At 66.4% G+C, this 11,168-nt stretch carries 15 protein-coding genes; 7 read left to right on the forward strand and 8 right to left on the reverse strand.

The features are described 5' to 3' along the window. Both FFS27_RS20115 and FFS27_RS20120 read left to right on the forward strand, forming a co-directional pair. Window positions 1–661 (forward strand): helix-turn-helix transcriptional regulator (locus tag FFS27_RS20115; protein WP_137952170.1); only part of this gene is annotated, 661 nt, incomplete at its 5' end. Window positions 662–727: 66 nt separating this feature from the next. Next, the gene (locus FFS27_RS20120) at window positions 728–1,348 is read left to right on the forward strand and encodes a LysE family translocator (protein ID WP_003096613.1); all 621 of its coding nucleotides are present in this window, start codon (window positions 728–730) and stop codon (window positions 1,346–1,348) included. A gap of 6 nt (window positions 1,349–1,354) precedes the next feature. On the opposite strand, the gene FFS27_RS20125 is transcribed toward FFS27_RS20120, so the two are convergent. From FFS27_RS20125 to FFS27_RS20150, 6 genes are all read right to left on the reverse strand, one after another. After that, complete coding sequence (locus FFS27_RS20125; RefSeq protein ID WP_003096611.1) at window positions 1,355–2,086, reverse strand: hypothetical protein; 732 nt, start codon at window positions 2,084–2,086, stop codon at window positions 1,355–1,357. 54 nt (window positions 2,087–2,140) lie between these two features. Then, a complete protein-coding gene (locus FFS27_RS20130) occupies window positions 2,141–2,521 on the reverse strand; it encodes a RidA family protein (protein WP_003096609.1) in 381 nt (126 codons plus the stop codon). 61 nt (window positions 2,522–2,582) lie between these two features. Further along, a complete protein-coding gene (gene spoT / locus FFS27_RS20135) occupies window positions 2,583–4,688 on the reverse strand; it encodes a bifunctional GTP diphosphokinase/guanosine-3',5'-bis pyrophosphate 3'-pyrophosphohydrolase (RefSeq protein ID WP_003096603.1) in 2,106 nt (701 codons plus the stop codon). A gap of 65 nt (window positions 4,689–4,753) precedes the next feature. After that, window positions 4,754–5,020, reverse strand: coding sequence for a DNA-directed RNA polymerase subunit omega (gene rpoZ / locus FFS27_RS20140; protein ID WP_003096602.1), 267 nt, complete (start codon window positions 5,018–5,020; stop codon window positions 4,754–4,756). 88 nt (window positions 5,021–5,108) lie between these two features. Then, on the reverse strand, window positions 5,109–5,720 hold the full coding sequence (gene gmk / locus FFS27_RS20145; RefSeq protein WP_003098317.1) for a guanylate kinase: 612 nt from the start codon (window positions 5,718–5,720) through the stop codon (window positions 5,109–5,111). Window positions 5,721–5,778: 58 nt separating this feature from the next. Beyond that, window positions 5,779–6,642: a YicC/YloC family endoribonuclease gene (locus FFS27_RS20150; RefSeq protein ID WP_003096599.1), complete on the reverse strand. Its 864-nt coding sequence runs from the start codon at window positions 6,640–6,642 to the stop codon at window positions 5,779–5,781. A 180-nt stretch (window positions 6,643–6,822) separates the two neighbouring features. Here FFS27_RS20150 and rph point away from each other — a divergent pair, with 180 nt between their 5' ends. Both rph and FFS27_RS20160 read left to right on the forward strand, forming a co-directional pair. Next, a complete protein-coding gene (rph, locus tag FFS27_RS20155; RefSeq protein ID WP_023101724.1) occupies window positions 6,823–7,542 on the forward strand; it encodes a ribonuclease PH in 720 nt (239 codons plus the stop codon). 46 nt (window positions 7,543–7,588) lie between these two features. After that, window positions 7,589–7,960, forward strand: coding sequence for a DUF4870 domain-containing protein (locus FFS27_RS20160; RefSeq protein WP_003163084.1), 372 nt, complete (start codon window positions 7,589–7,591; stop codon window positions 7,958–7,960). Between the two features lie 58 nt (window positions 7,961–8,018). On the opposite strand, the gene FFS27_RS20165 is transcribed toward FFS27_RS20160, so the two are convergent. Then, on the reverse strand, window positions 8,019–8,798 hold the full coding sequence (locus tag FFS27_RS20165; RefSeq protein ID WP_003098313.1) for an exodeoxyribonuclease III: 780 nt from the start codon (window positions 8,796–8,798) through the stop codon (window positions 8,019–8,021). Window positions 8,799–8,878: 80 nt separating this feature from the next. Between FFS27_RS20165 and pyrE the strand changes: the two genes are divergently transcribed. Both pyrE and FFS27_RS20175 read left to right on the forward strand, forming a co-directional pair. Beyond that, window positions 8,879–9,520 carry an orotate phosphoribosyltransferase gene (pyrE, locus tag FFS27_RS20170; protein WP_003096586.1) on the forward strand — a complete coding sequence of 214 codons (642 nt, stop codon included), beginning with the start codon at window positions 8,879–8,881 and terminating at the stop codon, window positions 9,518–9,520. Window positions 9,521–9,540: 20 nt separating this feature from the next. After that, window positions 9,541–10,158, forward strand: a complete 618-nt coding sequence (locus FFS27_RS20175; RefSeq protein ID WP_003136264.1) for a hypothetical protein — start codon at window positions 9,541–9,543, stop codon at window positions 10,156–10,158. On the opposite strand, the gene FFS27_RS20180 is transcribed toward FFS27_RS20175, so the two are convergent. Beyond that, window positions 10,138–10,602, reverse strand: coding sequence for an acyl-CoA thioesterase (locus tag FFS27_RS20180; protein ID WP_003096582.1), 465 nt, complete (start codon window positions 10,600–10,602; stop codon window positions 10,138–10,140). The genes FFS27_RS20175 and FFS27_RS20180 overlap by 21 nt on opposite strands. Before the next feature lie 173 nt (window positions 10,603–10,775). Between FFS27_RS20180 and FFS27_RS20185 the strand changes: the two genes are divergently transcribed. Next, window positions 10,776–11,165 (forward strand): c-type cytochrome, encoded by a 390-nt coding sequence (locus FFS27_RS20185; RefSeq protein WP_021263177.1) that lies wholly within the window; start codon window positions 10,776–10,778, stop codon window positions 11,163–11,165. Window positions 11,166–11,168 lie beyond the last annotated feature (3 nt).

The following is an 11,168-nucleotide window of genomic DNA, read 5'->3' on the forward strand; positions in this document are numbered from 1 at the left end:
CCAGTGCCGCGGGCGGCGCCATGCGCTGCCGGCCGGCACCCTGTCGCTGATGAACCCGGAAGAGCCGCATACCGGGCACGCCGAATCCGAGCGGCTGGTCTACCGGATGCTCTATGTCGAGGAAACGCGCCTGCTCGGCCTGCTCGGCCGCAAACAGTTGCCGCGCGGCTTCGGCGAGCTGAACCCGGCCGACGACGGCAGCGTGGCGGTTGGCCTGGCGCGACTGGCCGAGGACTTCCAGCGCAGCGACGCATTGGGGTTGGAAAGCCGCCTGCTGGCCTTGCTCGAACAGGTCTTCGTGCGCCACGGCGGCTTGCGCCCGGCGGCCGCGGCGCCCCGCGACGGCGGAACCACCGCACGCCTGCGCGATTACCTGGAAGCGCATGCCACCGAGGCGCTCGGTCTGGACCAGCTGGCGCAGTTGCTGCAGCGCCACCCGCGCCACCTGATCGAGGCTTTCCGGCGTGCCTACGGCGTGCCGCCGCATACCTACCAACTGCAATGCCGGGTGCGCCAGGCCAAGCGCCTGTTGCTGGAAGAGCGGCCGCTGGCGGAACTCGCCCAGCACCTCGGCTTCTACGACCAGGCGCACTTCTCCACGACCTTCCGGCGTTTCACCGGGGTCACTCCGGGGCAGTTCCGGCGCAGCGCCAAGACCTGAGTTTTTTCCAATACGGCGCCCGCCGCGCTGCACAGACTGGAGGCCTTCGCGTTTCGAGGGGCCTTCATGTTCGCCGCGTTCGTCCTTGTCGCCAGTACCCATTTCGCTGCCCTGCTGTCGCCGGGGCCGGACTTCTTCCTGTTGGTACGCGCCGCCCTGCTGCGCGGCCGGCGCCAGGCCGACGGGGTGGCCGCCGGCATCGCCCTGGCCAACCTCCTGAGCATGCTGCTGGTGCTCGGCCTGCTGGCCAGCGTGCCGGACTCGGCGCACAGCGCCTTGCGCTGGCTGCAGGCGCTCGGCGGACTGTACTTCCTCTGGCTGGCGGGCCAGGCGCTGCTTGCGCAGAGGCGACTGGAAATGCCGGCGCAGCGCGACGTCCCGTCCCGCGGCGGCTATCTGCGCGGGCTGCGCGACGGCCTGCTGGCGAGCAGCCTGAATCCCAAGCTGCCGATCTTCTATGCGGGGCTGTTCGGCGTGCTGGCGCGCTTCAGCCTGCCGGGCTGGGCACTGGCCCTGTGCCTGGCGTGGATGAGCCTGGCGGTGCTGTGCTGGGACATGGCGCTGGTGCGCCTGCTGGACAGGCCGCGCTGGCGCGGCTGGTTGCAACGGCGGGTAGGTGCGCTGGACCGGCTGTGCGGCGTCCTGCTGCTGGCGCTGGGCGGCTGGCTGGTGCTGGCCGCCCTCTGAGAGGCGTCAGCGCTCCAGCAGCCAGACGCGCTTGCCGGGCACGTAGCTGGGCATCTCGTTGGCGCCGGCGGTATTGACCGCTTCGAACAGTTGCAGCTCGTCGTCGTCGAGGCTGAACAGCAGTTCGCGGCCGCGGTTGCCTTGTTGCAGCCAGATGCTGTCGTTGTCGCCGCTCATCGCCGCGCAATCGCCGGCCAGGCACAGCGCGTAGCGTTCGGCGCCGGGCAGACCGCTGACCAGGCCATTGGCCTGGAACTCGACCTTGCCGCCCTGGCCCTGGCCTTCGCGGATCTTCCAGCTGCCCTTCAGATAGCTGCCGTACAAGGCCCGCTCGAAACCGCTGCCGGCAGGGCTGTTGGCCGCGGGTTGCGGGTCGAGACGGCGGAAACGCTGTTCCGGGCCGTTGGCGCTGGCCTGCTGGATCAGCTCCTTGCCGTCCAGTTCGAGGCTCTCCTGGTTGTCGTCGCCATAGAAGGCGACCTTCCAGTGCTCGTCATCGCTCTTGCTCAGGGTCCCTTCGCCCAGTTCGAAGCCGTTGCTGAAGGTGGCTTCGCCTGCCTTGCTGTCGAGCTTCCACTCCAGGTTCGGGCCATAGGCGAGCAGGGCCTCGCGCAGCTTGCCGTCCTTGCTCGCGGCGTCGATGGCGGCCTGGTTGATCCAGGTGCCGGACGGATCGGCCGTGCCGGCGCAGCCGGCCAGCAGGGTGGCGGCTGCGGCGAGGAAAATCACGCGGCGCATCGTGCTACTCCATGCAGAGCGACGGGGCCTTGGGCCCCGTCGCGAACATCCGGCTTATTCGAGGACGACGATGGCGTCCATTTCCACCTGTGCGCCCTTCGGCAGGGCGGCTACGCCGATAGCGGCGCGCGCCGGGTAGGGCTGGGTGAAGTAGCGGCCCATGATCTCGTTGACCTTGGCGAAGTGCGACAGGTCGGTGAGGAAGATGTTCAGCTTGGCGACGTCGTGCAGGTAGCCGCCGGAAGCCTCGATCACCGCCTTGAGGTTCTCGAACACCTGGACGGTCTGCTCCTCGAAGCCCTCCACCAGTTCCATGGTCTTCGGGTCCAGCGGGATCTGCCCGGACACGTAGACGGTATTGCCGGCCTTGATGGCCTGGGAGTAGGTGCCGATGGCGGCCGGGGCGTTGTCGGTGTGGATAACGGTCTTGGTCATGGGAACTCCTTGCTGAAATCGAGTGGGCGCGGGGGCGCCGGATGACACAGGAAAAAGCGGGTCAGCTGCGCAGGCGGGTGATCCGGATCACTCCCTTGAGGGCGCGCAGCTTCTTGATGACGCGGGCCAGGTGGACGCGATCGTGCACGCTGACGACCAACTGGACCACGCTGATGCGACCGTCGCGCTCGTCCATGCTGATCTTCTCGATGTTGCCGTCGGCCGCGTTGACGCTGGTGGCGAGCAGGGCGATCAGGCCACGCTGGTGCTCCAGCTCGACGCGCAGTTCGACATTGAATTCGCCGGTGACATCCTTGGCCCAGCTGAGCTGGATGCATTTTTCCGGGTTGTGGCGTACTTCGCTGATGTTCTTGCAGCTTTCCAGGTGCACCACCATGCCCTTGCCGGCGGACAGGTGGCCGACGATCGGGTCGCCGGGAATCGGCGTGCAGCACTTGGCGTAGCTCAGGACCAGGCCTTCGGTGCCGCGGATCGCCAGCGGACCCTCGGCGCTCGGCGCTTCCTCGCCCTCGCTGGACAGCAGGCGGCGGGCGACCACGTAGGCCATGCGGTTGCCCAGGCCGATCTCTTCCAGCAGGTCCTCGAAGACTTCCATGCGGTACTCGGCGAGCACGGCCTGGATGCGTTCCTGGGGAATCTTCTCGAGGTGGCTGTCGAAGCCGGTGAGGGTCTTGTTCAGCAGGCGCTCGCCGAGGTTGATCGACTCGGAGCGGCGTTGCAGCTTGAGCGCATGGCGAATATGGGTGCGCGCCTTGCCGGTGACCACGAAGCTCAGCCAGGCCGGGTTCGGCCGGGCGCCCGGGGCGGTGACGATTTCCACCGTCTGGCCGCTCTGCAACGGCTCGGAGAGCGGCGCCAGGCGGCGGTTGATGCGGCAGGCGATGCAACTGTTGCCGACGTCGGTGTGCACCGCGTAGGCGAAGTCGACCGCGGTGGAACCCTTGGGCAGTTCCATGATGCGGCCCTTGGGCGTGAACACGTAGACCTCGTCCGGGAACAGGTCGATCTTCACGTTCTCGATGAATTCCAGCGAGTTGCCGGCGCGCTGCTGCAGTTCCAGCACGCCCTTCACCCATTGCCGGGCGCGGGCATGGGTGCCCTTGGGCGTCTCGTCGTTGGACTTGTACAGCCAGTGCGCGGCGATCCCGTGGTTGGCCATCTCCTCCATCTCGCGGGTACGGATCTGGATCTCGATGGGCACCCCGTGCATGCCGAACAGGGTGGTATGCAGCGACTGGTAGCCGTTGGCCTTGGGAATCGCGATGTAGTCCTTGAAGCGTCCGGGGAACGGCTTGTACAGGCTGTGCACGGCGCCCAGTACGCGATAGCAGGTATCGACCTTGTCGACGATGATGCGGAAGGCGTAGACGTCCATGATCTCGTTGAACGCCTTACGCTTGCCGCGCATCTTCTGGTAGATGCTGTAGAGGTGCTTCTCGCGGCCGATCACCTGGCCTTCCATGCCTTCGCGGGCGAGGCAGTTGACCAGCGACTCCTGGATCTTGCCGACGATCTCGCGGCGGTTGCCGCGGGCCTTCTTCACCGCCTGGCGGATGCGCTCGGCGCGCATCGGGTGCATGGCCTTGAAACCGAGGTCCTCGAACTCCACGCGCATGGTGTGCATGCCCAGGCGGTTGGCGATGGGCGCGTAGATTTCCAGGGTTTCCTTGGCGATGCGCCGGCGCTTCTCGCCGGACAGCACCTCGAGGGTGCGCATGTTGTGCAGGCGGTCGGCCAGCTTGACCAGGATCACGCGGATATCGCGGGCCATGGCCATGGCCATCTTCTGGAAGTTCTCGGCCTGGGCCTCGGCCTTGGTCTCGAAGTTCATCTGGGTCAGCTTGCTGACCCCGTCGACCAGTTCCGAAACCGTCTCGCCGAACTGCGCGGTGAGCGCTTCCTTGGCGATGCCGGTGTCCTCGATCACGTCGTGCAGCATCGCGGCCATCAGGCTCTGATGGTCCATGTGCATGTCGGCGAGGATGTTGGAGACCGCCAGCGGGTGGGTCACGTACGGCTCGCCGCTGCGGCGGCGTTGCCCGTCGTGGGCCTGCTCGGCGTAGTAGTAGGCGCGGCGGACCAGGTTGACCTGGTCCGGCCCGAGGTAGCTCGACAGTCTGTCGGCGAAGGCGTCTATGCCCGGCAAGGGTTCACCCCCTGCCCGTAGGCGGGTTGCGGCGCTCGCAGGCGACGTCGAGCCGAGGCCATGGCTTACAGGGCCTCGGTGTTGGCCTCGTCGTCGAACGCTGCGAACAGCGGTTCGTCCTCGACGATGTCTTCCTGCTGGACGACGTTCTCATCGACCAGGCCGGAAGCGATCTCGCGCAGGGCGACGACGGTCGGCTTGTCGTTTTCCCAGGCCACTTTCGGCTCCTTGCCGCCGGTAGCCAGCTGACGGGCGCGCTTGGTGGCGAGCATGACCAGCTCGAAACGGTTATCGACGTTGTCCAGGCAGTCTTCAACGGTGACGCGGGCCATGGTGTTCCTCGTAACGAAAAGTGAGCCCGACGTTTGCCGGGCGGACTGAATAGTCTAAAAAATCGCCAATCTTTATGGAAGAGCCGATTTAGGCGAGCAGACGACCGAGCAGTTCGGCGTGGCGTTGCTGCTGGGCGTCCTGGCGCAACTGGCGGGCGCGGAAGATCGCCTTGAGGTCGTCCAGGGCGTGGGCGAAATCGTCGTTGATCACCAGGTGATCGTACTCCACGTAGTGGCTCATTTCGCTGACGGCTTCGCGCATGCGCCGCTCGATCACCTCGTCGCTGTCCTGGCCGCGGTTGGTCAGGCGCTGGCGCAGGGCTTCCTGGCTCGGCGGGAGGATGAAGATCGATTGGGCCTCGGGCATCAGCCGGCGCACCTGCTGGGCGCCCTGCCAGTCGATCTCGAGGATCAGGTCGAGGCCTTCGGCGAGGGTTTTCTCGACCCAGCGCTGCGAGGTGCCGTAGAGGTTGCCGAAGACTTCGGCGTGCTCGAGGAACTCGTTGCGTTCGAGCATGGCGAGGAATTCCTCGCGGCTGGTGAAGTGGTAGTTGACCCCGTCCACCTCGCCCGGACGCATGCCGCGGGTGGTATGGGAGACGGACACGCGGACCTCGGGGGCGGCGTCGAGCAGGGCCTTCACCAGGCTGGTCTTGCCGGCGCCGGAGGGAGCGGAAACGATGTACAGGGTGCCGGACATGAGGTGTTCCTGGTGCTTCGTACGGGTTGGAAAGAGATCGGGCGGAGGCGCCCGCCGGTCATTCGATGTTCTGGACCTGCTCGCGCATCTGCTCGATCAGGACCTTGAGGTTGACCGCCGCCTGGGTCGAGCGCGGGTCGAACGCCTTGGAGCCTAGAGTGTTGGCTTCCCGGTTGAGTTCCTGCATCAGGAAGTCCAGGCGCCGACCGGCGGCGCCGCCGGCCTTGAGGACCCGGCGGACCTCGCCGACGTGGGTGGCGAGGCGGTCCAGTTCCTCGGCGACATCGCTCTTCTGCGCCAGCAGGACCAGTTCCTGCTCCAGGCGCTGCGGATCGAGTTCGGCCTTGAGTTCGGCGAAGCGGTCGAGGATCTTCTGCCGCTGGTTGGCCAGCATGGTTGGCACCAGTTCGCGCAGGTTGCCGACTTCCACCAGCATCGCGTCGAGCCGATCGTTGAGCAGCTTCGCCAGCTCCTGGCCTTCGCGCGAGCGGCCGGCCTTGAGTTGCTCCAGGGCCTGGCCGAAGGCTTCCAGGGCGGCGGCGTTGAGCGCCTGCGGATCGGCCGAGTCGGCCACCAGTACGCCGGGCCAGGCCAGCACGGCGAGCGGATCGAGAGGCGCCGGCTGGCGGATCAGGGCGGCTACGCCTTCGGCGGCGGCGACCAGTTGGCGGGCGCGCTCCTGGTCGACCTGCAGGCTCTTGCCGGCGGTTTCCTCGGCGAAGCGCAGGGTGCATTCCACCTTGCCACGCGACAGGCCCTGGCGCAGCGCCTCGCGCACCGCGCCTTCGAGGTCGCGGAAGGCGTCGGGCAGGCGCAGGTGGGGCTCCAGGTAACGGTGGTTGACCGAGCGCAGCTCCCAGCTCAGGGTGCCGTGGGTACCGGCCTGCTCGACGCGGGCGAAGGCGGTCATGCTGTGCACCATGGGTCTACCTCGATAGTCGTGTGGGGAGTGCGTTCGGCGCCGGACGCGCGCGGCTGCCGTGATTCGAGCCGGGCATTGTAACCCACGTCCGGCGGGGCCCGCACGCCGACGGTGGTTGAGAGCCCGGGCTGGCCTCTATAATGGCGGCCAATTCCGCTTTCTCAGTACAGGATATCCACGATGAATCGTCCCAGTGGCCGTGCCGCCGACCAGCTGCGCCCGATCCGCATCACCCGCCATTACACCAAGCACGCAGAAGGTTCGGTGCTGATCGAGTTCGGCGATACCAAGGTGATCTGCACCGTCAGCGCCGAGTCCGGGGTGCCGCGCTTCCTCAAGGGCCAGGGGCAGGGTTGGCTGACCGCCGAGTACGGCATGCTGCCGCGCTCCACCGGCGAGCGTAACCAGCGCGAGGCCAGCCGCGGCAAGCAGGGCGGTCGTACCCTGGAGATCCAGCGCCTGATCGGCCGCTCCCTGCGAGCGGCGCTGGACCTCAGCAAGCTCGGCGAGAACACCCTGTACATCGACTGCGACGTGATCCAGGCCGACGGCGGCACCCGCACCGCCTCGATCACCGGCGCCACCGTGGCGCTGATCGACGCCCTGGCGGTGCTGAAGAAGCGTGGCGCGCTCAAGGGCAATCCGCTGAAGCAAATGGTCGCCGCCGTTTCCGTGGGCATCTACCAGGGCGTGCCGGTCCTCGACCTGGACTACCTGGAGGATTCCGCCGCGGAAACCGACCTGAACGTAGTGATGACCGATGCCGGCGGCTTCATCGAGGTGCAGGGAACCGCCGAAGGCGCGCCGTTCCGTCCCGCCGAGCTGAGCGCCATGCTCGAACTGGCCCAGCAGGGCATGCAGGAGCTGTTCGAACTTCAGCGCGCCGCGCTGGCCGAATGAGCAGACGCCCGGCACTGCCTGCCGGGCCCCGGAGAAGGAGCGCTACATGAACGATGTATCCGAAGAGGTCGCCGTGACCCCCGGCCAGGAAGCCCGGCAATGGGCGATGTTCTGCCATTTCGCGGCGTTCATCGGCCTGGTGTTTCCCTTCGGCAGCCTGCTCGGGCCGCTGATCGTCTGGCAACTCAAACGCGAGAGCGATCCGTTCGTCGACGCCCAGGGCAAGGAAGCGCTGAACTTCCAGATCACCGTGGCGCTGGCGATGTTCGTCAGCTTCCTGCTGATGCTGGTGGTGATCGGCTTCTTCCTGCTCGGCCTGGTCTGCCTGGCGGCGCTGGTGTTGACCATCATCGCCGGCATCAAGGCCAACGAAGGCAAGGCCTATCGCTATCCGTTCTGCCTGCGGCTGATCAAGTAGGCCGCACGTGGAATAGAAAAGCCGGCGCATGCGCCGGCTTTTTCGTGTCTGACAGGGCTCAGATGCTCAACTGCCAGTCGTAGTCGACGATCAGCGGCGCATGCTGGGAGAAGCGCGGCTGGCGCGGCAGCTTGGCGTTGCGCACGAAGCGGCGCAGGCCGGGGGTCAGCACCTGGTAGTCGAAGCGCCAGCCGAGGTTGAGCATCTCGGCCTGTTCGCTGTCCGGCCACCAGCTGAACTGGTCGCCTTCGCGGCTGACTTCGCGCAGGGCGTCGGCATAGCCGAGGTTGCCGAACACTTCGTCCAGCCAGGCCCGTTCGGGCGCGAGGAAGCCCGGCATCTGCTGACATTCGCGCCAGTTCTTCACATCCATCTTCTGATGGGCGACGTACAGCGAGCCGCAGTAGATGTATTCGCGGCGCTTGCGACGCTGCTTGCTCAAGTAATGGGTGAAGTCGTCCATGAACTTGAATTTCTGGTTCAAGCTCTCGTCTCCGCTCTGCCCGGAAGGCAGCAGCAGGGTGGCGATACTCACCTTGTCGAAGTCGGCTTGCAGGTAGCGCCCGTAACGATCGGCCGTTTCGAAACCTAAGCCGCTGATCACAGCTTTGGGCTGCAAACGGCTGTAGAGTGCGACACCGCCCTGTTCGGGTAGCTCGGCATCGCAGGCATAAAGGAAGTAGCCGTCCAGTTGGAAGGACGGGTCATCCAGATCGAAGGCGGAGGCTCGGGTGTCCTGCAAGCAGATCACGTCGGCATTCTGTGCTTGCAGCCAACTGAGCAAACCGCGCTCGGCCGCAGCCTGAATACCATTCACGTTCACACTGATGATCCGCATAAATGGCCCCCAAAATCACGTGCGTGTATGATACCCGAGCTCAAACGGTTTAGCTAAATTCATGCGGCTTGGTGTCATTCATGCAGGCGTATCAGCGCGATTTCATTCGTTTCGCCATCGAGCGCGGGGTTCTGCGCTTCGGTGAGTTCACCCTCAAGTCCGGGCGCACCAGCCCCTATTTCTTCAATGCCGGCCTGTTCGACAGCGGCCTGGCGCTGGCCCGCCTGGGACGCTTCTACGCCGAGGCGGTGATCGACAGCGGAATCGACTTCGACGTCCTGTTCGGCCCGGCCTACAAGGGCATTCCCCTGGCCGCCACCACCGCGGTGGCCCTCGCCGAGCAGCACCAGCGCGACCTGCCCTGGTGCTTCAACCGCAAGGAAGCCAAGGACCACGGCGAAGGCGGCACGCTGGTCGGCGCGCCGCTGAGCGGCCGGGTGCTGATCATCGACGACGTGATCACCGCCGGCACCGCGATCCGCGAAGTGATGCAGATCATCGACGCCCAGGGCGCCAGGGCCGCGGGCGTGCTGATCGCGCTGAACCGCCAGGAGCGCGGCAAGGGCGAGCTGTCGGCGATCCAGGAGGTCGAGCGCGACTTCGGCATGCCGGTGGTGAGCATCGTTTCCCTGGAACAGGTGCTGGAATATCTTGCCGAAGATGCTGAACTGAAGAAGCATCTGCCGGCGGTAGAGGCCTATCGCGCCCAATACGGTATCTGAACCTTTCACAAGGGACTGGCATGGTCGGACAGGATGTAATGCGTTGCCTGATGGCCCTGGGGCTGGTGCTCCAGGGGCTTTCCTTCGGCGCCCAGGCGGCGCCGGGCGGAGCGGTGGAGCTTTACCGCTACGTCAACGACAAGGGCGTGGTGGTGCTCGACCGCCAGGGTGTGCCGCCGCAGTACATCGGCAAGGGCTACCAGGTCCTCAACGACCAGGGCCGGGTGATCCGCACCGTACCGCCGGCGCCGACCGCCGAGGAACTGCGGCAGCGCAAGGCGGCCCAGGCCCAGGCCAGCTCCGATGCGCAGCTGCTGCGCCTGTATTCCAGCCTCGAGGACGTCGACCGCGCTCGCGAACGGCGCCTGGCGGAACTGGACGGGCTGAGCAGCGTGGCGCGCGGCAACCTGCAGTCGCTCAAGCTGCAACAGGCCAACCTGCAAGGCCAGGCGGCCAACCAGGAGCGTGCCGGACGTCCGGTGGCGCAGGCGCTGGTGGACCAGCTGGACGATCTCAAGCAGGAGGAAAAGCGCCTGCAGGGTGAGATCGGGCGCTTCCAGAAGGCCCGCGAAGAGGCGGAAAGAACCTATGCCGCCGACCGCGCGCGGCTCTCCCAGCTACTCGGCGTGAGTCCCTGACTCCACTGGCGACTGTCGCTCGAACGCCCTGATCTTCTCGCGCAGCCAGTCCGGTACGGGCTGGCTCTGTCGCTCGTTCGCATCCGCATAGACGTAGACCAGCTCGCCGACGGTGAGCAGCTGCTCGTCGCGCCAGATGCCCAGCTCGAAAACCAGGCTGCTGCGCCCCAGCCGCGCCACGCGGGTGCCGATGTCCAGCCAGTCGTCGAAATGCGCCGGGGCGCGGTATTCCAGGGTGCTCTTCACCGCGAACAGGTCGCCTCCGCCGCGCAGCAGGTCGGCCGGGTAGGACATGCCGAGCTGGCGGTAGTACTCGGTGGTGGCGACGTCTAGATAGGTCAGGTAGTTGCCGTTGAAGACGATGCCCTGCGGATCGACCTCCGCCCAGCGAACCCGCAGGGAATGGAAGAAGGTGTAGTTCTGGCGCTGTGCTGCGCTGCTCATGCCGGCTCCTCGACGCTGCTGCAGACATCGACTCTAGACCGCCATCGCGCGGTGCGAAAGGGCTGGCCGCAGAACCCCCCGTCGCTGGCCCGCATTGCCCTCATCCTCGGGGCGTCGCGGCCTTAGTGTTGTTCGACGAGAACGCACGCCGTGCGCAACGAGAGAGGAACACCATGTCGTCCACGCTCCGCCCCGGACCGGGCAACTCGCGCCTTTGCCGCCCGGGGTTGCTGCTTGCCCTGGGCCTGATGCTGGTGGCCTGCGGAGAATCCACGGAGCCGCCGGCGCGGGCCGCCGATTCCCAGCGTGTCCCTGCGGACCCTGCGTTGGCGCAGGTGTATTCCGCCAGTTGCAAGCTCTGTCACGCCAATCCCGCCTCCGGCGCGCCGCTGACCGGCGATGCCGCCGCCTGGGCACCACGCCTGGCGCAGGGCATCGACACCCTGCTGGACCACAGCATCAACGGCTACAAGGGCATGCCGCCCATGGGCATGTGCATGCAGTGCTCGGAAGAACAGTTCCGGGCTTTGATCGATTTCATGTCCGCAGTGCAGGACCGATAGGGG

This window comes from Pseudomonas sp. 2VD (genome assembly GCF_005503585.1).
In the GTDB taxonomy this organism is placed as follows: Bacteria; Pseudomonadota; Gammaproteobacteria; order Pseudomonadales; family Pseudomonadaceae; genus Pseudomonas; species Pseudomonas aeruginosa.